The organism is bacterium, from assembly GCA_037200965.1.
In the GTDB taxonomy this organism is placed as follows: domain Bacteria; phylum Patescibacteriota; class Minisyncoccia; order Phycocordibacterales; family Phycocordibacteraceae; genus C7867-001.
On record JBBCGK010000001.1, the window covers coordinates 291,436 to 315,595 of the forward strand.

Here is a 24,160-nt window from a genome sequence, read left to right on the forward strand (position 1 = left end):
GTGACTTAAAGCGCTAGAACAGGACAAATGCGAGATTGACCGCGCACAAGACGATGCTGAAGAGGAGCGCCGCAAGAATCCCGTCCACCCTGAATCCCGGCACCACCATGGAGACGAGAAGTATGATGACCGCGTTTATGACAAGGGAGAAGAGCCCGAGCGTAAGGATGTTCACCGGAAGCGTAAGGAGGGTGAGGATGGGCTTGAGAAATATGTTCAGAAGCCCGAGCACGACCGCGACGATAAGCGCGGTTCCGAACCCCGCTACCGCGACTCCCGGAAGAAGGAACGCGGCGACGATAATGGCAAGGCCCGAAATGAGCCAGTGGATGAGTAGAAGCATGAATGGGTATTAGAAATAAGGACGCGCGGAGCCGCGTGCGAGCAGCCCGTAGAACAAGAGTACGGAAATCAAAATAACGGCGATCTCAAGGGGAGATGATGGGGCGATAAACCGAAATCGGGAACTTGAACTACAAAACAAAGACCGCCCTGTCAGCAGAGTTTCCGAAAGGACGGACCCTGCGACAAGGCGGTTTATGGGCAGGAACGCCCGCGCAATACTCTCCGTCAGCGCAGGCGCTTCGCCAGGCCGATTGCAGCCTTGCGAACTTCCGGCGTCAAATTGAGATCGAGGAAGTCTCGATACGACACCCATTTTAACGCCGAATGCTCATCGCTGAGCTTTTTTATTCCGCCGACGAGTCGGCACACGCTAAACAACACAACATACGGCAGACCCTTGTACGCGCCGTCGCCGATAACGTAGCTGTCTGCGAAGCATTGAAGCTCGACGGGGGTAACGAAATACCCCGTCTCTTCGATTACCTCGCGTTCCTGCGCATGAGCGATGTCTTGGCCTTGATCGAGTTTGCCACCCGGACATTCCCAGAGGCCAGCGTGATGGCTCTCGTTGGCCGATCGTCGTATGGCGAGCAGTCTTCCGTCATGGCGCTTTACGAAAGCGCGGGTGACGAGGACCACGCGCGGACGTGGTGAGGGCATGGTGCAAGCGTCCTTCGGCGCTGATTAGAACATCCCGCAATACAATGGCATAAGGATTATATAACGCAAGCGCTGTGACCCCGACGGGAATCGGACCCGTGTTTGGTCCTTGAAAGGGACCTGTCCTAACCATTAGACGACGGGGCCGTCTTCTAACCTGCGTATCCTAGCATTTTACCGCCTAAATGCTAGAATCCTTGGCGTTGGAGGCGTCGGATAGTGGTTTATTCCAGCGGTTTCGAAAACCGCCATACCGCAAGGTATCGTGAGTTCGAATCTCACCGCCTCCGCAAATCGAAGCGGGAAAGAAGTTGAAGAAGCCACAGGCGTATATTTCAAAGATAGAACGAGGCGAGCGCGGCGTTGATGCAGTCGAGCTCGCGGAGTTCGCAAAGGTTTACGGAAAACCGATGGATTATTTTATCAGGTAACGTTTCATCATTATGGAAGCAGAAGCACAAAAAGAGGTTTCAGAAAAGAAAAAATTTATAGATTTGAAACCGAACAAGCTTTCAATGGTTCTTCTTGCCGTGAGCGTAGTGGTTATATTTGTCTACGACCACTCTGACGTTATTGGCTTGCTTGGTTTTCTGTTGGGCTGGCTGGTCGCCGTCATTTTTTTGGAAAGATTGGCTCGATTTATTTTCTCAAAGGTTTCTAGGGGGACTGCTCTCAACATCGCGCTGGTTGTGTATCTCATCATTTTCTTTCTCGTGCGCGGCGGCTTCTAAGGAAGTTCGCGCATGGTACTTTTCTTTCGCAGTAAAAATGAGCTGCTGTATTTTTTCTTAGGAATAATCTTCATTGCGCTTCCCGTAGGGATCGCGCTTGAGTACGTGGGAGTTAGTTTAGACGTTTATGAAATGGCCGCGCTCGGTGCTTTTGGTGCGCTGCTTATTGTGCTACTCGACAAATTCCTTGCCCGAAGAAAAATGGAGCGGATCGCCCTTTTTTGGGTAGAGCGACAAGCACACGATTTGGCGGAAGCATCAAAACGCTACCCGATAAAAAATAAGCCGGATAATTCCGCAGCCTTTGATACACACTTGGCGTATTTCAACGAACTTAGCGATATATCAAAAAGGGAGGGCATGAAGAAATTCAAACTCTCTGAAAAAGACTGGCATGACTTCCTCGGCTATATGATAATGAAGTCAAAAAATGACAAGACCAAACCGCAGCCTGCGCGACATTGAGTACGAAATCGTAAACCAGATATACCTCTGCGAAATCTGTTTTGATGTCTGTAAGGCAGTACCGAAACTACCCGGGCGCGGAAGCGATTTTTTGCCTTTCTATTACAACCTCAACTTTTCAAAGGGTGTTATCTCGCTCCACAGTTTATTGCTCTCAAACTCGCCAGGCGAGCTATCGATAAGAAACTTCCTCGCTCAATACAAAGCAGACTATTCACGCGAAGACACCGCAGAAATTGAGGCAAAAGTCGCTTCCATTGCCGATGCGTTCAAAAAGGTTCTTCCTCTCTCATTGCGGCATAAGGTCGCCGCGCACATTGACCAAGAATTCAAGCACGCCAATTTTACAAGTGCGTATATCGTCCCCGATGCGGCAGAAAAGTATGCAGAAATTGTGCGCAAACTGAAAGATGCCATTTTTGCTTTTACAAATTACGCGCAAGACGATTACCCGCACGGCAGGATTTTAGAGCAGTCAAAGACGGCAATTGAGCAAATAATTTCGGAATCTGATGAGACGTATCGTCTTTGAGTTATGGGGAGCCAGTCCTGCCGTTTTATAATGTTTCCTAAAACGACGGGGCTGGCTGTGCGCGGACTGGGTGGGTGGGCCAAGCACATACAAACATGACTGCGCCCTAGCGCAGACCGCAGTGTATTGCGCCTCGGATCGCCTTTTGATTACGGAGCAAGGGGCTTCAATGTGGATACTTTGTTGCCCCTTGTGGAGTTTTCAAAACGCGACGCAAACCAAAAACTTCCTTTCCTCTTTTTCGCCTTTCGGCGGAGGGGTGGGGGGAGGAGCCGGAGAAAGAAATGCAAGGAAACTTTTGGGTTTGACCGCGCGAGTCCGCGAGCGCGGCCGAGGCGCGTTCAGGTCAGGTGGGTTCGCGCAAAGGTGATACACTCACCGCCCAGTACCGATATTCGAACTTGACAAAAGCTCTTTTACTAAAAAGAACAGCCCGATTTAACGGACTGCAGTTGAAAAGATTTATCTCAATTATGAAGCTGAATGTTGATAACCACTTTCTTCGGCACTTTGCCGTAGATGGCTTCAAGATAAAACCGACTGATATCCATCCAGATACCTAGCCAGAGCGTGAACACAAGCTTTTCGCGATTCAGGCCGAGATAGGTCGGCTCGAGCGAGACAGGGTCGTAACCGAGGCAATATTCGTCTGGCCTTTCACCGCCAATGGATCTGGTAGTGATTCCCGACTTCCAGAAGTGATGGAACCTCAATTCTCCTTCTTCCTCTTTCCAAAGTCGGAAGTGCCCGATTCGGTCCTTATTAACTCCGCCTTCCCATTCTTTCTCTTCCTGGCGCTCTGCATCCTTAATGGTGACCTCACCTTGGCCGGGAGAGTACCCCGATACGTCTTCACCAGAAGACCTTGTACGGGAGCGATATTTCATTTGAATACGTTTCGATTCTTTGAGTCCGGAGCCGTATTTAACAACCCTTCGTGCCGCCTCTCGATTCTCGTCGATCCGTGCGATAATTTTCTCAAGAGCGGCATTTACCGCCATTCGCTCTGTATTCGATGTCATCCAGGTTCTCCGAGGTTGAAGTTACTACCTATCCGAATACTTTATATAAGGAGCGACTGGCTCGGTCAAACATCCTCTTCAGGGGCCTGTTTCAAATCAGGAAATGTTAAAGTAAGCGGACTTATAGCCTATGAACCTCCAAATCGAGCACCTAAAAGGCAAAACGGACTTGCTGCAAAAGAAACTCGGCCATCCTGACTATCGCGCTATCTACGGCACGGGCTGTATAACGCAGCCTGATGTGTGTCTGATTTTGATGAACCCAACGGCGAGAAACGTTTCAGTACATAAACAATGGAAAGGACTCAGGGCTTCGTGGCTCGGGACAAAAAACATATGGAAACTCCTGTACCAGCTCGGTTTCCTAGACAAACAGACTTTTACAGCCACTCAAGACAAAAAGCCTCGGGACTGGGATGATGCATTTGCGAGGAGTTTGTATACGAAGCTTGCCGAAAAGAAAGTGTTTCTAACAAACCTGGGCCGGTCCACCCAGCCGGATGCGAGGCCCCTTCCGAATTCCGTATTCGCGGCGTGCGCTCCCCTGATGGAAGAAGAGATCGATTTCATCAGGCCGAACGTAGTGATTACGTTCGGAAATCAGGTGAGCTCTGTTTTGTTGCAACGGCCGATAAAGGTTTCGGAAGTGAGGAGAAAGCCGTTTGAGCTTAAGACGAAAGGCGGCGTTTATACGACGTACGCGACCTATTACCCCGTGGGGATGGGCATTATGAACATGGGTAAGGCGGCGGAGGATATCAAATGGATTCTTTCAAAGCATTCCATCAAAGAACTCCCGGCAAAGCTCCGCGCCTGAGGTATGCTTGAACCATGTCGGAACCCATACGCATAGGAAATACAGCCTTGGAATTTATACTCGATGTCCCTGACAGGCCGACGACTGCGGCCGTCGTCTTTTTGCCCGGTATAAGCGGCGGAGCCTTTTCGGATCGTTTCCAGCCTCTGGTAGAAGCCTGTTTGGAAGCGGGTTTCGCGATAGCCCGGGTGAGCGCATGGAAAGACGCGAAAGACGTCGAGCAAAGGAATTTGAACGGCATTTACCGGGACCTTGGCGAGGTAACTACCTACCTACACGCCCAGGGATATAGTTCCCTGTTCGGCATCGGAAAAAGCTTCGGCGGCGCCGTAATGCTTACATTCCCTTCCACTCATATCCGCAGGAAAGTGCTGTGGGCTCCCGCGATAGGGGTTGCGGAAGACGGCGCCACCATAGACGCGTACATGTCTGCTGCGCTTGGCTCCCTGCGTTCGCTGCTGGATTTAACGGTGGACAGGGCATATTTGGAGAAGAAAGATACGCCTGCGCTTATTATTCACGGCACGGCCGATGCCAATATCCCCTTCTCGAACTCGGAGAGGCTCGTTTCAATGCTCCCGAACGCCAGACTCCTTTCGATTGAAGGAGCCGATCATTCGTATAGCGAAAAGAAGCACGAAGAGGCCGTCATCCTGGCTACAGTGAATTTTCTTACCGAGACCCAAATACTTCCTCCAAGCTTTCAACCACTCCCGTGACGCCACACCGTATAGCGCCGCAGGCGCGCTATACTCTTTCCATGAAAACTGAAAAATTGATCGGGTGGCTCCTGATCGCCGGTGCGGTTTTGATCTTTATTCCGTACATCCTCCTTACGATACTCTTCCAGTACCCCGACATCCTCCGCGAAGCTCCGGGAGTCATCCTCACCCGCTTCCATGATGGCGGCGCGGCGCTCATCCTGTTGTGGTGGGCGTTCGCGCTTGCCGGCCTTCCGCTTCTCGCCGCCTATGTGGCGCTCGGGCAGAAACTCGAAACAAAATCCCCTCTCGTGCGGATCGCCACCACCCTCGGCGTCATTTCCGGAGCCGTGCAGATCGCCGGGCTCCTGCGCTGGACATTCGCGGTCCCGGGCATCGCCGCCACGTTCGTCGAGAGCCAGAGCGAAGCGGCGCGGGAAGCCGCGATCGTTGTCTTTCAGACGCTCCATCAGTATGGCGGCGTTGCGATCGGGGAGTGCCTCGGGCAGCTCCTGACCATCGCATGGATCGCCCTTATGTCGTTCGTCTTCGACCGCCTCCGCCTTATGCCCCGCTGGGTCACCTGGCTCGGCTACGCCGCTGCGGCGATCTATCTCCTCGCGCAAGCGGAGCTCCTGGGAACGGTGATTCCGGGCTTCCCCGTATGGGACCTCGCGGGCTTTATCGGCAGCACGCTCTGGCTTGTCTGGCTCCTGGTGATCGGCGTGCGGTTCCTGAAGCTCAAGATCGATTGAATACGGTATACTTCGCGCATTAACCAAACTCTTTCTTCCCATGAACAACGCACTAACCGGATGGATCGTAGCGCTCGTGGTGGTTGTCGCCGCAGCGGCTTTTTATTTCTGGTCTCCGACGATGCGGCCACCAGCAGGGCCTCAAGAAACAAATACGCCTGCGCAGCATGAAAACACCGGTGATCCCCTTATGTCGGGGCTCTGGCAAAGCACGATCGATGCGAAGTTCACCCGCGAGATACGTCCAGATGGCGTGATGATCGACCGATATGAGGGGGATATGGGCGCGGGTACGGGCGGCGAGTGGTCGGTAATCGATCCTGAGGGCGAGCCGGTGCTCAAAGACCGGGCAGGCGCGCTTTCGGGTATGACCGTCATTAAGGTCGTATGGGACGGCGGCGTCGAAACCACGTATTTCGCGGTCAACAAACTCGACGAGCATTCGCTTACGACGACCGATCTTTCGGGCCAGGGCGCCGTGACGGTGTATACGAAAATTAGCACTCTTCCCTAGGTATACCGAGATAGGTTTGACATCCAGGTCCGCTCGCGTACAGTTTCCCCCAGACGTGGGAAACCCAGACGGAAGGAGATTGACATGCAAGCAGTGCTTTCGGATACCCAAGCCCGCCGCTTGCGGAAGGCCGGGGATGTGCTGACCAGAACGAGTACGAAGAAGCTCCGCGATCAGGTAGCCGCGCAAGAAAAGCTTCTCCGGCAACGACAGGAGCGGGAGCGGCAGGAACGGCTTCGGACCGAGCGCGAACGCCGGGAATATGAAATTCGCTGGCAGGCGCGCCGCGCCAAGGCACGCACCGGGCTCGCAAACCTGCTCGAACTCGCGCAATCGCCGGACATGCAGCGCCTGATCGCGCTCAACAAGGAGCCTGGGGCGTGCGGAAGCTTCACCTTCTACGGGGCTTCGCGGCCAAGCGGAGACGATTGGCCCAATATCCCCGATGACCGCTTCGAACGACGGGATGTCAGGGTCGTTTTCTTTGCTACAGGCATAGACATCGATTTCGGGGCAAGATACAATGGCGATATGTCTTGTATTTCGATCTACTTCAACGAAGTACCAAGCAAAGGCGCCGAGCCTGCGTTTCTGGTCGCCTGGGATGAACGCACTCCCTATCGTACCTATGATTCGTTTTTGGACGCTTTCATCCGAGACACCGGGGACGATGACGCAGTCTTGGCGCTCAAGGTATCGCAACGTAAGCATGCCTGGTTCCCAGACTTGATCGCCGGGCAAGTAGTCGTCGACTGCGCTGACAAGCGCAAGCTCGGCTACTTCCTCAAACGAGCTTTGGCAACTATCTGACCGGGAGCAGGCGACTCATCCCCGGCCGCAACGCGGCCGGGGATGTTCTTTTTTGCTATACTGGCATTCTTATCCCCGCTCATAAAAAACCTATGAACCGAGTCGCGCACTTCGAAATACACGCAACCGATCCCGAGAAAGCCGCCACATTCTATACCGACGTCTTCGGCTGGGACATCAAGAAATGGGAAGGAGGTCAGATGGAATACTGGATGGTGATGACGGGCAAGCAGGAAGAGGCGGGCGGCATCAACGGCGGTATAACGCGCCGCATGGGCGCGGCTCCGGAGAACGGAGCGGCCGTGACGAGCTTCGTCTGCACGGTCGTCGTCGATTCGTACGACGCATACCACGAGAAGATCATAGCCGCCGGAGGGACCGTCGCGCTTCCGAAAATGGCGCTCCTTGGGATGGCCTGGCAGGGATACTATAAGGACATCGACGGGAATATCTTCGGGCTCCATCAGGCCGACGCGAACGCGAAATAATCCAGGAATTGAAAAGGAAATCGGGGTCCTCGGACCCCGATTTCCTTTTTCCTAGCGTGCCATGCGCGAGCGGAATACCCACTTCGCAAGCTCGATGGCGGTGATATTGAGAAGCGCGACGCCAAGGACGCCTATAAGCCACGGAAGCGGAAGCGGCACCGTATCGAGAATCCCCTGGAGGAACGGAACATAGAGCCCGAGGAATACGAGCGCGAGGCCGAAACCGACGCCAGCGAGCATCGCCGGGTTCCCGAAGAACGGATAGGTGAGTACGCTCTTCGTGAGGCTCCGGAGGGCGAACGCGGAGAAAAGCGTGTAGCTCGCGAAGCTGGCGAAAATGAAAGTGCGCACGATATCTCCCGGGTACCCTGCGGCAAGAAGGCCCCAATAGAGGATGAAAAGGAAGGCGCTCGTCGCGATGCCGATAAAGAGGATGAGGAAGCTCATGAGCGGGTCAAAGAGCGCCCCGCGCCCCTGCGCGGGGCGCATGCCAGCATCCTTCTCCTTTTCGAAGGCGAAGGCGATCGCCGGGAAGCTGTCGGAGAAGAAATTCACCCAGAGTATCTGGAGGGCCGTAAGCGGGATGACGAGACCGGCAAGGAGCGCGCCGCCGATAAGGAACAGCTCGTTGGCCGTGTCCGAAAGAAGATATACGAGCGTCTTGCGGAGATTCCCCCTGATCCTTCTTCCCTCCTCGACCGCCGCCGCGATGGTCTCGAAATTATCGTCGAGAAGCACGAGGTCGGCGACATCGCGCGCGACCGCGGTGCCGGAACCCATGGCGATCCCGATATCCGCCTGCCGGATGCCAGGCGCGTCGTTCACGCCGTCGCCGGTCATGGCGACCGATTTCCCGGCCGCCTGGAACGCCTTCACGATCCGCATCTTATCAAGCGGCGATACGCGCGCGACGACCTCAAGGGTCGGGAGACGGAGCGCGAGTTCCGCATCCGAGAGATTCCGCAACTCGACGGCATCAAGAACGCCGTCCCCGGAAATGCGCATGCCGGCGGCGCGCGCGACCGATACGGCAGTCCCCCGGTGGTCGCCCGTCACGAGCACCACGCGGATGCCCGCCTCCTCGACAAGCGCGAGCGCCGCCGGGACATTCGGGCGGATCGGGTCATGAAGCGTCACAAGCCCGAGAAACGACAGCTCCGCAGGCACGATATCCTTAAACGAAACTTCCTCGCCCGCCCCGAGTTCCCGCGACGCAATGCCAAGCACGAGCGCGCCCGCGCCTGCTTCGGTATTGATCCGCTCCAGGAGGCGCGCCCGTTCGGAAGCGTTAAGCGCCGAGCGGGCAAGGAGGATATCCGGCGCTCCGACGAACACGAGCTGGCGACGGTCACCCTCTTTGACGACGGACGCCGAGAATTTATTGACCGCGTTAAACGGCAGCGCCTCCTTTACCTCCCGGGCCGCGATGAGGGCGGACACGTCGACGCCGCGAAGCGCGGCCGAGCGCACGAGCGACGCTTCGATGATGCGCCCGTCGATGCGCCACTCCTCCGGAGGATCCGACGGGTTTTCGACAAGCACGTTCGCATTTTCAAGCGCGAGCCGGAGGAGGCCCGATTCGTCCGTACCGGGCTCGGGTATGAGCGCGCCGATTTCCATGCGCGCGGTGGTGAGGGTGCCGGTCTTGTCGGTGAGTATCACGTCCGCGCTCCCGAGTGCCTCGGCGGCGGCAAGCCTGCGCACGACCCCCTTGCGGCGCGCCATGCGCTGGACGCCGATCGCGAGAATGACCGTCATCGCGATCGGCAGACCCTCGGGTACCGCCGACACGGCGATCGCGACCGCCGTCACGAACATCGCCGCAAGCGGCTCCCCCGCATAAATGCCCGCGAGGAATATAAGAAGGGTGACGACGCCAAGCGCGAGACTCGCGCGCAGGCTGAACGCCCGCACTGCCGCCTGAAGCGGCGTCTCTTCGTTCTCGGTGCCGCCGACAAGTTCGGCGATCTTCCCGAGTTCGGTCATGGCCCCCGTACGGCAGACAAGCGCGGTGCCGACGCCCTGGGTTATAAGGGTCCCGGCGAACGCCATCGAGCGCTGGTCGCCAAGTCCCGCATCCGCCGCTCCCGCCTCCGTAGTCTTTCCGGAGGGAAGCGCTTCGCCCGTGAGTACCGCCTCGTCAGCCTGCAGGTCGTTTACGAACACCAGCCTCGCGTCCGCCGGGACGCGGTCGCCCTGCGCAAGCCGGATAAGATCGCCCGGCACGAGCTCCGTGGCGTCGATCTCCCGCTCCCTGCCGTCCCGTATCACCCGCGCCCTCTGGCGCAGATAGGTCTTAAGCTCGGCAAGCGCCCGTTCGGCCTTGTGTTCCTGATAATAGCCAAGCCCCGCGTTCACGATAACCGCGGCCAGAATGAACAGGGAGCCTTTGTAGTCGCCGATGACGGTCGTGACGGCTGAGGCGGCGAGCAGGAGGAGCACGAACGGGCTTTTGAACTGTCCGATGAGAGTCAAAAGCCACGGCGCCCTGAACTCCTTCTCAAGAATATTCGGCCCGAAGCGCCGGGCGCGCTCGAGCGCCTCCCGGTCGGAAAGGCCTTCTTCAAGGTCGCTTGAAAGAAGGGCGGCGACATCCTCGATGGGAAGCGCCTGATACGGCTCTTTGGGCGTCCCGAGGAGGGAAGTCATATGGGGAACAGTATACGCGAACGACAGGCTCGCGCGCCCAAAAGCGCGGCATAAACAGGGAAGTCGGAGCGGGGAAATTGCGGGAGGGAAGTCGGACAAGGGGATTGCATTGTGTCTCGTTAGAAAGGCTATGTGCTGTCACATAGGGACTGCTGCTGCGTGCATCCAAAAAGGGTCTTGATCACCGCAGCCGAGCGATAGAGAGCCTATCCGGGACTATTTGACAGTATATGAAGATTGTATAGTTATCCACAGGTGCCGTTTACGAGATAAAATCTAGATAAAATCTCGGTTAGGCAAGTTTTGTGTTTTGAGGTCATAAAATTATGACACGACTCCCCTGCTCCGCTGCTTCGTTTCAGCAAAATTATGTATCTCGTATCAAGAACTTATCGAGATCTGTATTCTTGAGTGTTTCAAATATACGGATGCATTCGCGCTTTGAATACCTAAAGAACGAGGCGGTGAAGTTGCGCAAACGTGGAAAATCGTTGAGAGCCATCGAAGGCCTGCTTGACGTTCCTCGTTCGACACTCAGCGGGTGGCTTAAGAACGTTTCCCTGAGTGCGAAACATAAAGCGTCCCTCGAGAGGAAATGGAGGCTGGCGCTCACGATCGCAAGAACCGAAGCGGTCCGTTGGCACAATACCCAGAGAAACAAGAGACTGGAAGAAGCCGCTGAGGCAGCAGAAAAGACTCTTCAAAAGATAGGAGACGACTCAGAAATGCTTGAGCTCGCACTCGCTATGCTCTATCTCGGAGAAGGCGGAAAGACAAAGACGTCTCTTACTCTTGGAAACTCAGATCCGCTCATCGTGCGGTTTTATGTCAACGCGCTTGAGCGTTTATACGGAATCGCCAAAAGCAGGCTGCGGGCCGAGTTGCATTTGCGCGCGGATCAGGACGAAAACAAGTTAAAAAGATTCTGGTCGAAAGCGACCGGAATTCCCTTGAGACGTTTTGTATACAGCGTAAAGGATCAGCGCACTTTGGGCCGCGCGACCTATCCCGGGTATAAGGGCGTTTGTGCGGTATCCGGCGGGGGTGTGGCAATCCAGAGAAAATTAATGTATCTTGCTAAAGCATTTACAAAACGACATTCGTAAATGCGCGGTTAGCTCAATTGGTAGAGCACCTCGTTGACGTCGAGGGGGTAGTAGGTTCGAATCCTACACCGCGCACTTGATGCCTAAGACTATCGTTCTCTATCACGCCAACTGCCCCGACGGTTTCGGTGCCGCCTATTCGGCCTGGAAGAAGTTCGGTAACGAAGCGATATACATTCCCGTGCGGCACGGCAAGCCCGTGCCGGAGCACCTTGCAGGCTCGGAACTCTATCTGCTCGATTTCACGTACGAGCGGCAGGAGATGGACGCGCTCAAGGCACTCGCCTCGCGCATCGTCGTACTCGACCACCATGAAGGGGTGCGCGATGTCGTCGAGAGCATACCCGAACATATCTTCGACTCGAAACGTTCGGGTGCGACGATCGCCTGGAGCTATTTCCACCCTGCCGAGCCCGTACCGGAGTTCCTCGAAATCGTCGCGAAGGCCGATCTCTATCTCCCGCTTGCAGACGACGAGCGCGCGATCATCTCGTACGCGTACGCGCAGCCGTTCACGTTTAAGAACTGGGATTCGTTCGTCTCCCTCGTCGGGAATCCCGAAGAACGGGCGAAGCTTGTCGCCCGTGGTCTCGCCTATACCGAGCATTTCCAGCTCTTAGCGGCACAGATCGCGGAGCGCGCGGAACTCGTCTCGTTTGAAGGACACGAAGTGTATTTCGTCTCCGCTCCCCGGCTCTTCGCGACCGAGGTCGGCCATTTGCTGAATACGACACAGCCGCCGTTCGCTCTCATAGCTCGCGCGGAGCCTGATGGAAGCCTGCGCGTCTCGATGCGCGCGGATACGACCGTCGACGTTTCGGCCATAGCCCGAAAATACGGCGGCAACGGGCATCCGGGCGCGGCCTCATTTTCAATCGACCGAAACGCTCCCCTTCCCTGGACGCCGATCAAGCATGAAGATTCTCGCGATTGAAACAAGCTGCGACGAGACGGCGGTCTCGATACTTGAGTGCGAAGGAGATGAGCGGAGCGCGCGCTTCACGATTCTCGGAAACGCGCTCCTGTCGCAGATAGACCTGCATCAACAGTATGGCGGCGTCTTCCCCGCCCTTGCCAAGCGCGAGCATGCGAAGAATCTGGTACCGCTTCTCGAAGCCGCGCTCGAGGAAGCGGAACTCCTGCGCGAAGACGCTCAGGCAATGCCGCAGGACGTTCACGACCGTATCGCGAAACTTCTCGAACGCGAGCCCGGGCTCTCGGAACTCTTTTTCGAATTCATACGGGAAGCGGAAACGCCCGGTATCGATGCTATCGCGGTCACGGCCGGTCCCGGACTCGAGCCAGCGCTATGGGTGGGAGTGAATTTCGCATCCGCGCTCGCGCTCGCGTGGGGCAAGCCCCTGATACCGGCAAATCACATGGAGGGACACGTGCTCTCCGCCCTGGCGGAAAGTAAAGATGAAAGGCTTCTGATCGAAGACGTATCGCTTCCGCTCCTCGCGCTCCTTATCTCCGGCGGACATACCGAGCTCGTACTCATGAAAAGCTGGCTCGAATACGAGCTCATAGGACAAACGCGCGACGACGCGGTCGGCGAGGCGTTTGATAAGGCGGCGCGTATGCTCGGCCTCCCCTATCCCGGCGGCCCCGAAATTTCAAAGCTCGCCGACATAGCGCGCCGCGACTCTTCTCCGAATCCGTTCTCGCTTCCCCGTCCCATGCTCAAGGATCCGCATTGCGACTTTTCCTTCTCGGGCCTTAAGACTTCCGTGCTGTATCTCCTCAAAGGAATGCAGGAAGTTTCGGAAGTCGAGAAGCAGCAGATCGCACGCGAGTTCGAGGACGCGGTAGGCGAGGTACTGTGGGCAAAGACCGCGCGGGCGCTTGAAGAGACGGGAGCCAAGGTCTTGGTACTTGGCGGCGGAGTCTCGAATAACAAGCACATACGGAAGCTCTTCGCGGAAAAGATAACGGATGAATATCCGAATGTCTCGCTCCACCTCCCTACCGCGAGTCTCACAACCGACAATGCCGTCATGATCGGACTCGCGGGCTTCTATCGCTTCCTTCGCGGCGAGCGGGCGCTCCCCGGCGAACTCCGGGCGAACGGCAACCTCTCGCTTGTATAAAAACCGTACCGCCTGGGTCGAGGCGGTACGGGAATCATCGATTGTTGCGCACGGCGAGGAACCGATTGTCCGAATTCCAGTCGCCATCCCAGTTGTTCAGGTCGAGCTTCCAGTTGCCGTTGTCGTCGTTCCAGAGGATCGGGACGTTGCGATCATCGCCAACCTGGGCCGATATCGTGCGAAATACCGTCAGTACCACCATCCATTGAAAGCCTTAGCTGGTCTCTGGATTGAATCTTGTTTGGGATCTAAAATCCGCCAGTATTTTGCACCAACAGTCCTTTGATTTTGGACAAGCCCCGAGACGCGCTCCGGAAAACCATGGCCGTCCGGATTCCGGCCTAGCGAGGGTTGCGGACAGGTAGCCCGAAGCCGTGGCCGCAGGAAACTGTTCACCCGTCTTCTGCAGTATACAAAACAAAACTCGCGGACGCTTTCCAGGAAAGCAGTCCGCGAGGGTCCAAGGGCACGAGGAGTCAAAGCGCAGGGAATGCGCAAAGGATTCCAGGGCCCAAGGGTTAGTTGCGCACGGCGAGGAACAGATTGCCCGAACCCCAGACGCCATCCCAGTAGCGCAGGCCGAGCCCCCAGCGGCCGCCGACGCCGCGCCAGAGGATCGGGACGTAGCGATCACCGCCAACCTGGGCCGACTGGCCAAGACACACGGTCCAGTACGTGGGCGGACCGAGGTCGAAGTCCCGGCGATTCTTCGCGAGCGCCGCGCCGTAGGCGAGGCACTCTTCGAGATTTGCGGGCCGCAGGCTGTGGGCGCGCATCTCGTCGACCGCAGTCTTCGAGGAGATCGAACGGTTGAACGAGACGATCACCATGGTCTCGACGCGCTTCGTCTTCCCTTGGACCGGGAAGGCCGTTGCGGTAATGGCGTCGTTGACCCAGTCGTAGTGCCCGGCCGCGATCATCTTCTCGTGGCTCTGGGTACTGTCGACGGTGATCTGGCGGTTTTCCGTCTTCCCCGACCCGCCGCCACACGCGCCGAGCGTGAACGCAAGCAACAATGCGGCGATCGCGCCGCTTATCGACCTATTGCGCATGAATATGGCCCTCCTTTCAGTTAGCCATGGATGGTGCGGCACCGTGCCGCGACATCTGTGTAAAATATATACATATTTGGTTAGTTGTCAAGTCTACCGGCCCGGATTCCCAAAACAAGCTTATATTTGCTATAGTTTTCGGTAATGGACGAGAAATTCAGGAAACCATACAGCCCGGCCGATACCGAAACCCGCATCTATAAAAGATGGGAGGAAAGCGGGTATTTCAATCCTGATAACCTGCCCGGCAACCGCACGGAAGACTTCACCATCGTGCTCCCTCCCCCGAATGTCACGGGCGTCCTCCATATCGGCCATGCGTACGAGGATTCCCTTCAGGATGCCGCCATCAGGTATGAGCGGATGCGCGGAAAGAAAGCGCTCTGGCTCCCGGGCACGGACTCGGCCGCGATAGCGACGCAGGCGAGGGTCGAAAAGAACATCCAGAAGGACGAGGGCAAGAGCCGCCACGATATCGGGCGCGAAGAACTCGTACGAAGAGTGAAGGAGTTTGCCAAGGCGAGCGAGGGAACCATCCTCTCGCAGGTACGGCGCATGGGAGCCTCTCTGGACTGGTCGCGCTACGCATACACGCTCGACGATGCCCGCACGAATGCAGTCACGACCGCCTTCGTCCGCATGTACGAGGCGGGCCTCATCTATCGCGGCAACCGCATCGTCAACTGGGATCCGAAGGGCCAGACCACCATTTCCGACGATGAGATCGTCCACGAGGAGCGCAAAGCGAAACTCTATACCTTCCGCTACGGCAAGGACTTCCCTATCCCGGTCGCGACGACCCGACTCGAGACGAAAGTCGGCGATGTCGCGGTCGCCGTGCATCCGGACGACGCGAGATACAAGAAATTCGTCGGGAAGGAATACGATGCGGTCTTCTGCGACGTGCCGGTGCATATCAAGGTGGTTGCGGACACAGCGGTAGAGCCGGAATTCGGGACCGGGGCGCTCGGGGTCACCCCCGCGCACAGCATGATCGACTGGGAAATCGCCGAGCGGCACGGACTTCCGAAGGACAGAATTGTGATAAACGAATACGCAAAGATGGCGGTCGAAGGACGGCTGAAGGGACTCAAGGTTGCCGACGCGCGCGAGACGGTCGCCGAGTGGCTCCGAAACGAAGGGCTCATGGAAAAGGAGGAAGATATCGTGCAGAACGTCGCGACTGCCGAGCGCACCGGCGGCATCATCGAGCCCCTGCCGAAGCTGCAGTGGTTCATGGCGGTCGACAAAGAGTTCGCGATTCCCCATTCGGAAATCCCGGGCATCGCCTCAGGGAGCGCGACGACCCTCAAGAAACTCATGCGCGCGGCGGTCGAGAGCGGCGGGGTCTCCATGCCGCAGGAGAACTTCCGGAAGGTGTACTTCCACTGGATCGACAACCTCCATGACTGGTGCATCAGCCGGCAGATTTGGTTCGGCCACCGCATCCCCATCTGGTACAAGGACGGCGGGACGTATTGCGGCATTTCGGCCCCGGAAGGCGCGGGCTGGGAACAGGACCCGGACGTACTCGATACGTGGTTCTCGTCCGCCCTGTGGACCTTCTCGACGCTTGGCTGGCCGCAAGAAACGAGCGACTTGCGCACGTTCCATCCGACCGCCTTCATGTCGCCGGCCTATGAAATACTCTCGCTCTGGGTTTCGAGAATGATACTCATGAGCGCCTTCCATTTGGGACAGGTACCGTTTCGTACCGTCCTTATACATGGCCTCGTGCGCGACAAGCAGGGCCGCAAGTTCAGCAAGTCGCTTGCGAACGGCATAGACCCCCTCGACCTTATCGAGAAATACGGCGCGGACGCGCTTCGCATGGGACTTCTGGTCGGCACCGCGATTGGGGGCGACATCCGCTTCGACGAAGACAAGGTGAAGGGATACAAGCATTTCGCGAACAAGCTCTGGAACATCGCGCGGTTCATTCTCGAAAACACCGGGAAGCTCGGGGATGTCTCGGCTGCAACTTTCTCGAAGGAAGACGAGGCGCTCCTCGCCGAATGCGGCGAGCTTGCGAAGGACGTGACGAAAGACCTCGACGAATACCGCTTCTATCTCGCCGCCGAGAAGCTCTACCACTACGCCTGGCACCGCCTCGCCGACGAAATACTCGAGCAGTCGAAACCGCTCCTGAATGGAGATGACGAAGCCGCCCGCAAGAGCCGCGCCCGGCTTCTTCTTGCGCTCCTTGACCGGATACTCCGGCTTCTCCATCCGTTCATGCCGTTCGTCACCGAAGAAATCTGGTTCTCGCTCCCGAAAAGCCCGGATAGGGAGGAAATGCTGATGATCGCATCGTGGCCCTCCTGACATGCGTTAGAATGGGTACATGACGGCTGAAGCCTTCGGCTATGCGTTCCTTGGAGGCGTCCTCCCCGCCCTCCTCTGGCTTTATTTCCTCCTCCGGGAAGATTCCCGCTGCCCGGAGCCCAAGCTCATGATTCTGGTCGCTTTCTTCGCGGGCATGATCGCCGTGCCGCTCGTGCTTCCCCTGGAGCGCTTCGCATCCCTTCATCTTGATCCGGGGCTTCCCGTGGTCGTGGCATGGGCTGCGATCGAGGAGGTCATAAAATACCTTGCCGCGGCCGTGGCGGTTTTATGGCGGTGGCGGACCGTGAACGAATCCCCCGATCTCGTGATCTACATGCTGACCGCCGCACTCGGCTTCGCGGCGCTTGAAAACGCGCTCTTCCTCGTCGCCCCGATAGCGTCCGGACACTTCGTCGACAGCCTCATCACCGGGAACTTGCGTTTCGTGGGATCGACGATACTTCACGTCATCGCCTCGTCCTCGATCGGTTTCGCGCTCGCCTTCTCGTACAAGTCGAGCCGGGCGGTGCGCATGCTCGCCTCGACCGCCGGACTTATCCTCGCGATCACGTTGCACACCCTCTTCAATGTACTTATAATCGCCAAAGAGGTTTCCCACGTCCTCGCCGCGTTCTTCACCGTGTGGAGCGCCGCGGTCGTCTTTTTCGCCCTCTTCGAGATACTGAAATACCTGCGGTATCGCAATTTACCAAGAAACTCCTGCTAACCACCTATGATCACCAAGAAACGCTCCTTCTTCGAACGCCTTTCCGGTTCCGTCTCGGCCGGAAGCGACTTCGACTCTTTCGACGATGAGCTCCCGCAGGGAGAAACGGCGCGACCCGCGACCCGCGAGATCGGTGCCGCGCGCGGCGCGATCTATCAGACCGAAGAAGAGCCGGCGGAAGGCCAGCTTCCCGTCGACGTATACCAGACGCCGAGCGAAATCATGCTCCGGGCGTTCGTCGCCGGGGTCCGCGCCGAGGACCTCAACGTTTCCATAAGCCGCGACATGGTCGTGATCGAGGGCGCGCGCTCCGCGCGCGAGCAGATTTCTGACTCGGACTATTTCAATCAGGAGCTCTTCTGGGGATCGTTCGCACGCAAGGTCCTGCTCCCGCAGGAAGTCGACGTGGACGGCTCTTCGGCAAGCGCGAAGGATGGACTTTTGACTATCACCCTTCCCAAGCTCGACAAGGCCCGCCAGACGAAACTCAAGGTTAAGTCTTCCTAGAAAAGCAGCCCGGTATCAAAGCGCCTCCGCCCGAAGCGGAGGCGCTTTGCTTACCGTTTCGACCTTGAAGCGTATCCGCCCGATCACCCGCCCGTCAGCCGTCTCGACTCCCACCCGCCAGCTTCCCGGAGCGAGATCGCTCTTGGCCGAATACCCGCGGTATCCGCCGTCGCGCCCGCCAAGGATCGGAAAGGAAATGCGGCTTTCCGTGATCCACTTCTCTTCCCGCTCATCGTAATGCTCCCAGCGGTGGACGATCGTAGTCGAGAGCTTCACGGGAGCGAAGACGGCGCTAAAGGCATACAGCGTTTCACCGGGAAGCATGTGCTCGACCGGAGCGAAGCCAAGCGATTCCCGCCAGGTCCGCGGCTCCGCTTCGCCCGCGTATCCTGCGGGGCCGCGGGAGACGGAGTGATAGGTTCCCGCGCTCTGGAGCGCGAGCGGGAGCGGCGGCAGGATATTCGTGAAATAAAAGAGGTTGACGACCGCGAGTATCGCGAGCGCGCCTCCCCGGATTCGCCAGCGTTCGGCTAGGAAGCGCGTGCGGCCGATAAGGCGGAGGAGGATAAGAAATAGCGCGAAGAGCACGGCCGCGATGAGCCCCGAAAGCAGGAATGTCGAAGTTCCCATCAAGCCCGTGAATACCGGAACGGCGAGGATGGCGTAGGAATAGAGGCCGAAGAACAGGAGGAGCGTCGTAAAGACGAGACGGTCGTGGTATTTGCCGAACACTTCGTTCCCGAGGAAAATCAACGCCAACAGAAAAAGGAATGGCCAAGATGCGGAAAGATCCGCGCTTCTCGCATAAAAGATAAGGAACCCGCTCCACATGCCGCCGAGCGCGAACTGGGTCAGAAGCGGCAGGACGAAACGGAAGCGCGGGAGCGGCCTTCCACCCCCGGCCCTCGTCTCGAAGAAATGCAGAAGCGCGATCGAGGCGGCGGCGAGCGCGATATAGCCTACGAACAGAGCCTGCGTCTGCGGCAGGTCGATGCGGCTGAAGAACACGTTGTCGGCGACGAAGCCCGCGACCATCGCCGCGGCGGACAGATGCCGCTCGTACTTCTGTATCCAAGCGAAGAGCGGACGGAACATGTGCCTGGGACAGGACTTGAACCTGCAACCCCTTCCGCTTCAAGGAAATGCTCTACCATTGAGCTACCCAGGCAATACGGGGCATAATACCAGATTAATATCCTTCTTTCACGCCCTCAATCATACCCATCAAATAGTGGAACTTTGGAGTATCATTGACCTGAATCTGAAGGGTCCCCCACGGCAAACGGTTGTATGGGCGGATTCCCTTGCTGGCACCGGTAATTAGGTAGCTGCTTTTGAAAAAACGTTCCTTGGGAAGTCTTGTAATGCTGGCCCAATAACGGAGCGCTTCGGCCTCATTGATGTGCGGGTAGAGACGCATAACGAGACGTATCTTCTCAACAGGAATTTCCATAACTTCCCGTAAAAAACGCAGGAATACCCGTATCATCTCCGGATCTGAATTAACGAAACTGATAGTGTGGCACATGCGCGCCTTGCCATCCACCACCTTAAGTCTTTTGTACCCTTCCGCCCAATAAAGAAGAGCGCCAGCAAATAGCAGGTTTGCCTTGGAAAACTTCGGGACAACCGTTCTTCCTTCCCGCGCGGCATTGCGCGCTCGACGTTCCGCGTGAACGGTTTGCATCTTGTTTCTTTTTAAGAACGCGTCCGTCACTCCAAGACGGACTCGGGCCTTAAGGCGTGCGTTCGCTTTGTCTGAAAGTACTAAGTCGCGAAGCCATAGTGACAGCGTCGATTTCGCTACCGGAACTTCCTTCCGAATTTCGTTGTAACTCTTGCCCGCTATCCGCAGTCTGACCGCCCGGTCTCGAAACGGGTTCATCGATCCTATTTTACTCTAGCCGGTTCGATTATCGCACACTATCTTTGTGGATAGAAAACTGATCTTCTATCCACTTAAACCCTACGGCACCGCGACGCAGACGCCCGTTTCGGCGTTGCAGAATACCCCGCCGCAGTTCTGGCACTCCATCTTATACACCGAATATTTCCCGGAACCGATGAGCGCGAGACCGAAGGATGCGGCCGCAAGAAGAAGCTCGAACTCGATGCCCGAGAATCCGTGCGCCGCGCCGACGAGCGCGGCCGCGACTATCATTTCAATCCCGAAGAGGACGCCGAAGGCGCGCGTCGCGATACCGAGAATAAGCGCGAGACCGCCGATCACCTCAAGCCAGCCGATGAAGTACGCGACCCAGGGCCAGAACCCGAGCGTGCCGAAGAAAACGGCAACCTGCGAGATGTTCTCCACTTTGTCCCAGCCATGGACGAGGAAGATGAGGCCGACCACGAGCCGTATGAGGAGAAGGCCGAAAGACCGCTTATAAAAGAACCTGCCCGCGCCATTGAGGGTGTCGATAAGCATGCCGTGAAGCTATGAGGATAATGCCGGAAATTATAGCACTGGTTTTTGAGTGTCCCCACCCGGAATCGAACCAGGATCGGAGGCTTAGGAAGCCCCTGTTCTATCCAATTGAACTATGGGGACGCAAGATTATACTAGCCGTTTACCTGATTCTGCGCCAATAAGACCTATGGCACTTTGCACGAATAAGCGTTCCTGTATCCCCGACGACACCCGAACTCGGCACATTCCGTACGGCAATTTCCCTTTCTTTTTCCCTTTGATTATTTCAATCCTGGTAATCTTTGCGATCGGCAACCCGGTAACTCGAGCCCAGAATATCTTCGCTCTTTGAACAGGGATATCATCATGAAGCCGGAGAGAAAGCGAGAGTCTTGCTGATGCAATGTTAAGCGTACGAAGACAGCGGAGGAAAGTACATATAAGAGATGGATCTGAATTTATCAATGAAAAGTCCTTTTTCGTACCTTCACCCCAATAAATGCCAATAAGGAGAAACAAGAGATCTCTATTTGAAAGCCTCCCCAAAGCTGACGACGAGCGCTCCAGGATACTTTCGCGTCGAGCTTGGGAGCGCTCTCGTGAACCTCCTTGTTTCCCCCTAAGCAGCGCCTGAAATTCGGGAAGGACTGAAACATGCTGAACGTAGCGCAGCACGGTTGTTTTGGAGGTTCCTGTTTCTTTAGAAATTTCCGGAATACTTTTGCCTTTTTTTCGTAAATGTACAACTCGGTTACGCTGTTGCTCGGATATTTTTCTCATATACTTAAATATACCTGACTACCTATTAGTATAGAGATGCTTTATCCACTTTCTGGAAGCAAAGATCCGGCCTTGGAATGGGTGTTTTTGCTCACCGCGCCCTCTAGCCCGCAATTCCCAGGAGCGAAGAAAGTTTCTCCTTGTCGAATCCGACGACCATCTCTTCGCCGATGTAGATAACCGGCACGCCCATCTGTCCGCTCTTGTCGATCATCTCCTGGCGCTTCTGGAGGTCAGTCGCGACGTTGTAATCGGTGAAGGCGATGCCGTGCTCCTTGAAAAAATCCTTGCTCATCTGGCAGAAATGGCAGGTGGGTGTGCTGTAGATGGTAACGGTCTTTTGGGCTGGTGCTGGTGTATCCATGGTTATTTCGTTATAGCCCTAGTATAGCATTTTCGGTTATCAACAGCCTTAGTCCGGTGTTTTCTCGAAGTGCTGCCAGTCCTTCGGGTTCCAGTCGCCACCCCACTTCCAGCCACAGGACTTGAAGATAGCGGCAATATCCTCCGTTATCGTACCCGGTACCGATATGTCATACACGGCGCCGGAAGGAGCAACTGCGCCGTCGATGCCGATATAGGGATTGAGAAGCGGATTCAGGTCGATGGCACGCCCATAGGAGTGATTCGAGAGCCTCTTCGTTTCGCCGTAAATTACCCGGTAACTGAATGCGGAAGTGTTATTCGCCGCCATCGAAGCGTCGTCGTCCCAGTTGTAATGCGTGATCGGGATAATTTGGTGGATAGGAAACCGCCTCTTGAAAAGCTCCTCGAAGATTTCCCGCATCTCCCTTGCGACATCCTTGTGCACTATCAGCTGCCCTTCATGCTTATTTCCGTCGAAAGAAATATGGGGCACAGAAATAATACTGAGCTCCTCTTTAATTTCGTCCGGAATCTCCTTGCCGCGCAAGGCCTCTTCGAGTGTCACGGGTAGTTTAGATGAAATCATACAGGCGCATGTCGGTCACTTGCTTTTTATATATCATCTGGTATGGTGGCCGCGCTAACCGCTTACCAAATATACCCCTTACTACCCCCATGTATAAATTCCTTACCGGCACGGCCATCGCGTTCTTGCTGCTCGCCCCCTCCCTCTCGCCCGCCCAGGCGCAAAGTGCTACATCGACCCCCTTCGGCTACTTCCAGCTTCCGGTAACGCAGAGCCCCGCTATGGCGGGGAACACGACGGAATTGACGCTGCAAGTAACGAAAAAGACGGTATCGGACCTGATCGCCATGCTCGATTCCGCACGCGCGGCGCACATGCATCTGTATATCCATTTCGTGGACAACGGGCCCCGCGCCAATAATCCTGACGGCAGCCTCTCGCTTGCGGGCTATAAACAGGACATGAGCGCATTCTGCCAGCAGACTGCGTCGAGCACGCCTAACTGCCCGAACCTGTCCTCGTACGTTCAGGATGGGACGCTTCTGGGCTTCCACCTCTTTGAGTATTCGCTCGACCCGACTCCGGCGCAGGTGACTGAAGGCTATCCGACGCTCGACTACATGAAACAGGGCGCCGCCCACGTAAAGACGCTCTGGCCAGCGGTACCTATGGTCATCGATAGCTCGAACCCATGCCTTCTTACCAAGCAGACATGGTCGTCAAACGACGTTTCTTCCGTACTCATCACGTTCTTCACGGCGAAACAGGATGATTTCGCAGCAGGAGCGAACAGATTCCAGAAAAATATCGCGTGCATGCAACAGGTACACCTCGGCTACGCATGGATCATCAACCCGTTCGGCGGTACCCAGCAGGCGACGTACGAGAACAATCTGCCTAACTATCGCCACTATCTCGAGACGGTACTGCTCTCGCCCGGCGCGGCGATAGCCAACCTCGTCTGGCGCTACTGGCCCAACACCGGCGCTACCGTCACCAACGGCGCCAAGGTGTTTCCAAACTTCTGGAATGAGGAGGTGAACCCCGGCGTTACCGAGACGATCGAGGAAATCGAGCGTTGCGCGAAGGCTCCCTCGGCGGCTAACTGCCCGTCAGCCACATCCCAGGCGCACGCGCCGACCTGTAAATTGTCCGCATCGCCAAGCACAGTCGCGCCCGGCAAGCAGACGACGCTTAGCTGGACGAGCACGGACGCGACGGGCGGTACCTGGGTACAAAATAGCGCGGCGAACGCACTCGGACTCTCCGGGGACGGCGTTTTGGCAAACGGCTCCATGGCCGTGCGAGTAGACGCGGCGGCAGGCACCACCACGCCGGTACTCACGGTCTATGACGCGTACGGGGACCGCGCGTCCTGCTCGACTTCCGTTACCGTCACCGCTAGCAGCACGCCTCCGAGCGGTCCTGCCGGCTTCATTACGAGCTTTATGGCGTCGCCTTCGCAGGTAGCGCCCGGCGGCTGGACGTATCTTATGTGGAATACGGAAAATGCCGCATCGTGCCAGCTGCAATCGATCGTCGGCGGTACCGTGCGATCGTCGATCCGAGCCGACCTCAATACAGGCGACCCGTTCGACACCTCCCTTACACAGACGACGACCTATCGCCTCGCCTGCACGATGCTTGACGGCGCGACCGCTACCAAAGATGCCGTTGTAACGGTCGTTCCCTAAGTAGAGCCGACCTCACCTTCATGGTCGAAAACGGAGAGCCTGACTATCCCGACCTAAAGACGCAAAGAACACCACCCCCGAGTCAAAA

The 24,160-nt window shown here is 56.6% G+C and carries 28 protein-coding genes and 5 tRNA genes; 18 read left to right on the top strand and 15 right to left on the bottom strand.

Annotation, left to right across the window (positions count from 1 at the left end):
* Positions 1-13: 13 nt before the first annotated feature.
* From WDN10_01805 to WDN10_01815, 3 genes are all read right to left on the bottom strand, one after another.
* On the bottom strand, positions 14-343 hold the full coding sequence (locus WDN10_01805; GenBank protein ID MEJ0053445.1) for a phage holin family protein: 330 nt from the start codon (positions 341-343) through the stop codon (positions 14-16).
* Positions 344-570: 227 nt separating this feature from the next.
* On the bottom strand, positions 571-1,005 hold the full coding sequence (locus tag WDN10_01810; GenBank protein ID MEJ0053446.1) for an NUDIX domain-containing protein: 435 nt from the start codon (positions 1,003-1,005) through the stop codon (positions 571-573).
* 75 nt (positions 1,006-1,080) lie between these two features.
* Positions 1,081-1,152, bottom strand: a tRNA-Glu gene (locus WDN10_01815).
* 58 nt (positions 1,153-1,210) lie between these two features.
* Between WDN10_01815 and WDN10_01820 the strand changes: the two genes are divergently transcribed.
* The 4 genes from WDN10_01820 (at position 1,211) to WDN10_01835 (ending at position 2,733) form a co-directional block, all read left to right on the top strand.
* Positions 1,211-1,295, top strand: a tRNA-Ser gene (locus tag WDN10_01820).
* A 153-nt stretch (positions 1,296-1,448) separates the two neighbouring features.
* Complete coding sequence (locus WDN10_01825) at positions 1,449-1,736, top strand: hypothetical protein (GenBank protein MEJ0053447.1); 288 nt, start codon at positions 1,449-1,451, stop codon at positions 1,734-1,736.
* 12 nt (positions 1,737-1,748) lie between these two features.
* Positions 1,749-2,201, top strand: coding sequence for a hypothetical protein (locus WDN10_01830; protein MEJ0053448.1), 453 nt, complete (start codon positions 1,749-1,751; stop codon positions 2,199-2,201).
* Complete coding sequence (locus WDN10_01835) at positions 2,167-2,733, top strand: hypothetical protein (GenBank protein ID MEJ0053449.1); 567 nt, start codon at positions 2,167-2,169, stop codon at positions 2,731-2,733. The genes WDN10_01830 and WDN10_01835 overlap by 35 nt, the downstream gene beginning before the upstream one ends.
* Before the next feature lie 467 nt (positions 2,734-3,200).
* On the opposite strand, the gene WDN10_01840 is transcribed toward WDN10_01835, so the two are convergent.
* Entirely contained in the window at positions 3,201-3,755 is a 555-nt protein-coding gene (locus WDN10_01840) for a hypothetical protein (GenBank protein ID MEJ0053450.1), read from the bottom strand.
* A gap of 130 nt (positions 3,756-3,885) precedes the next feature.
* Between WDN10_01840 and WDN10_01845 the strand changes: the two genes are divergently transcribed.
* The 6 genes from WDN10_01845 (at position 3,886) to WDN10_01870 (ending at position 7,840) form a co-directional block, all read left to right on the top strand.
* Positions 3,886-4,572, top strand: a complete 687-nt coding sequence (locus WDN10_01845; GenBank protein MEJ0053451.1) for a uracil-DNA glycosylase family protein — start codon at positions 3,886-3,888, stop codon at positions 4,570-4,572.
* A 14-nt stretch (positions 4,573-4,586) separates the two neighbouring features.
* Positions 4,587-5,291 (top strand): prolyl oligopeptidase family serine peptidase, encoded by a 705-nt coding sequence (locus WDN10_01850; GenBank protein ID MEJ0053452.1) that lies wholly within the window; start codon positions 4,587-4,589, stop codon positions 5,289-5,291.
* 41 nt (positions 5,292-5,332) lie between these two features.
* Positions 5,333-6,028 (top strand): DUF4386 domain-containing protein, encoded by a 696-nt coding sequence (locus tag WDN10_01855; GenBank protein MEJ0053453.1) that lies wholly within the window; start codon positions 5,333-5,335, stop codon positions 6,026-6,028.
* 40 nt (positions 6,029-6,068) lie between these two features.
* On the top strand, positions 6,069-6,542 hold the full coding sequence (locus WDN10_01860) for a hypothetical protein (GenBank protein MEJ0053454.1): 474 nt from the start codon (positions 6,069-6,071) through the stop codon (positions 6,540-6,542).
* 84 nt (positions 6,543-6,626) lie between these two features.
* Positions 6,627-7,352, top strand: a complete 726-nt coding sequence (locus tag WDN10_01865) for a hypothetical protein (GenBank protein ID MEJ0053455.1) — start codon at positions 6,627-6,629, stop codon at positions 7,350-7,352.
* 92 nt (positions 7,353-7,444) lie between these two features.
* A complete protein-coding gene (locus tag WDN10_01870) occupies positions 7,445-7,840 on the top strand; it encodes a VOC family protein (protein ID MEJ0053456.1) in 396 nt (131 codons plus the stop codon).
* 51 nt (positions 7,841-7,891) lie between these two features.
* On the opposite strand, the gene WDN10_01875 is transcribed toward WDN10_01870, so the two are convergent.
* Entirely contained in the window at positions 7,892-10,489 is a 2,598-nt protein-coding gene (locus WDN10_01875) for an HAD-IC family P-type ATPase (GenBank protein MEJ0053457.1), read from the bottom strand.
* A 326-nt stretch (positions 10,490-10,815) separates the two neighbouring features.
* Here WDN10_01875 and WDN10_01880 point away from each other — a divergent pair, with 326 nt between their 5' ends.
* From WDN10_01880 to tsaD, 4 genes are all read left to right on the top strand, one after another.
* Entirely contained in the window at positions 10,816-11,595 is a 780-nt protein-coding gene (locus WDN10_01880) for a hypothetical protein (GenBank protein ID MEJ0053458.1), read from the top strand.
* A 2-nt stretch (positions 11,596-11,597) separates the two neighbouring features.
* Positions 11,598-11,670, top strand: a tRNA-Val gene (locus WDN10_01885).
* Between the two features lie 4 nt (positions 11,671-11,674).
* On the top strand, positions 11,675-12,529 hold the full coding sequence (locus tag WDN10_01890) for a hypothetical protein (GenBank protein ID MEJ0053459.1): 855 nt from the start codon (positions 11,675-11,677) through the stop codon (positions 12,527-12,529).
* Complete coding sequence (tsaD, locus tag WDN10_01895; protein MEJ0053460.1) at positions 12,510-13,685, top strand: tRNA (adenosine(37)-N6)-threonylcarbamoyltransferase complex transferase subunit TsaD; 1,176 nt, start codon at positions 12,510-12,512, stop codon at positions 13,683-13,685. Before WDN10_01890 ends, tsaD begins: the two co-directional genes overlap by 20 nt.
* Positions 13,686-13,719: 34 nt before the next feature.
* Here tsaD and WDN10_01900 read toward each other — a convergent pair whose 3' ends face one another.
* Both WDN10_01900 and WDN10_01905 read right to left on the bottom strand, forming a co-directional pair.
* On the bottom strand, positions 13,720-13,887 hold the full coding sequence (locus WDN10_01900; GenBank protein ID MEJ0053461.1) for a hypothetical protein: 168 nt from the start codon (positions 13,885-13,887) through the stop codon (positions 13,720-13,722).
* Between the two features lie 316 nt (positions 13,888-14,203).
* The gene (locus tag WDN10_01905; protein ID MEJ0053462.1) at positions 14,204-14,737 is read right to left on the bottom strand and encodes a hypothetical protein; all 534 of its coding nucleotides are present in this window, start codon (positions 14,735-14,737) and stop codon (positions 14,204-14,206) included.
* Positions 14,738-14,881: 144 nt separating this feature from the next.
* Between WDN10_01905 and WDN10_01910 the strand changes: the two genes are divergently transcribed.
* The 3 genes from WDN10_01910 to WDN10_01920 are packed head-to-tail and all read left to right on the top strand — an operon-like array spanning position 14,882 to position 18,296.
* Positions 14,882-17,062 (top strand): valine--tRNA ligase, encoded by a 2,181-nt coding sequence (locus WDN10_01910; GenBank protein MEJ0053463.1) that lies wholly within the window; start codon positions 14,882-14,884, stop codon positions 17,060-17,062.
* Positions 17,063-17,081: 19 nt separating this feature from the next.
* Positions 17,082-17,789: a PrsW family glutamic-type intramembrane protease gene (locus WDN10_01915; GenBank protein MEJ0053464.1), complete on the top strand. Its 708-nt coding sequence runs from the start codon at positions 17,082-17,084 to the stop codon at positions 17,787-17,789.
* A gap of 6 nt (positions 17,790-17,795) precedes the next feature.
* Positions 17,796-18,296, top strand: coding sequence for an Hsp20/alpha crystallin family protein (locus tag WDN10_01920; protein ID MEJ0053465.1), 501 nt, complete (start codon positions 17,796-17,798; stop codon positions 18,294-18,296).
* Between the two features lie 15 nt (positions 18,297-18,311).
* Here WDN10_01920 and WDN10_01925 read toward each other — a convergent pair whose 3' ends face one another.
* The 8 genes from WDN10_01925 to WDN10_01960 form a co-directional block, all read right to left on the bottom strand.
* Positions 18,312-19,391, bottom strand: coding sequence for a DUF2914 domain-containing protein (locus tag WDN10_01925; protein ID MEJ0053466.1), 1,080 nt, complete (start codon positions 19,389-19,391; stop codon positions 18,312-18,314).
* Position 19,392: 1 nt separating this feature from the next.
* Positions 19,393-19,464, bottom strand: a tRNA-Phe gene (locus WDN10_01930).
* 21 nt (positions 19,465-19,485) lie between these two features.
* Positions 19,486-20,181: a hypothetical protein gene (locus tag WDN10_01935; GenBank protein MEJ0053467.1), complete on the bottom strand. Its 696-nt coding sequence runs from the start codon at positions 20,179-20,181 to the stop codon at positions 19,486-19,488.
* 81 nt (positions 20,182-20,262) lie between these two features.
* A complete protein-coding gene (locus WDN10_01940; protein ID MEJ0053468.1) occupies positions 20,263-20,724 on the bottom strand; it encodes a DoxX family protein in 462 nt (153 codons plus the stop codon).
* Positions 20,725-20,774: 50 nt separating this feature from the next.
* Positions 20,775-20,847, bottom strand: a tRNA-Arg gene (locus WDN10_01945).
* Positions 20,848-20,853: 6 nt separating this feature from the next.
* Positions 20,854-21,486: a helix-turn-helix domain-containing protein gene (locus WDN10_01950; GenBank protein ID MEJ0053469.1), complete on the bottom strand. Its 633-nt coding sequence runs from the start codon at positions 21,484-21,486 to the stop codon at positions 20,854-20,856.
* A 103-nt stretch (positions 21,487-21,589) separates the two neighbouring features.
* The gene (locus WDN10_01955) at positions 21,590-21,850 is read right to left on the bottom strand and encodes a glutaredoxin domain-containing protein (GenBank protein ID MEJ0053470.1); all 261 of its coding nucleotides are present in this window, start codon (positions 21,848-21,850) and stop codon (positions 21,590-21,592) included.
* A 48-nt stretch (positions 21,851-21,898) separates the two neighbouring features.
* Positions 21,899-22,417 carry a M15 family metallopeptidase gene (locus WDN10_01960; protein MEJ0053471.1) on the bottom strand — a complete coding sequence of 173 codons (519 nt, stop codon included), beginning with the start codon at positions 22,415-22,417 and terminating at the stop codon, positions 21,899-21,901.
* A 110-nt stretch (positions 22,418-22,527) separates the two neighbouring features.
* On the opposite strand from WDN10_01960, the gene WDN10_01965 reads away from it, so the two are divergent.
* A complete protein-coding gene (locus tag WDN10_01965; protein ID MEJ0053472.1) occupies positions 22,528-24,072 on the top strand; it encodes a hypothetical protein in 1,545 nt (514 codons plus the stop codon).
* Positions 24,073-24,160: the final 88 nt, after the last annotated feature.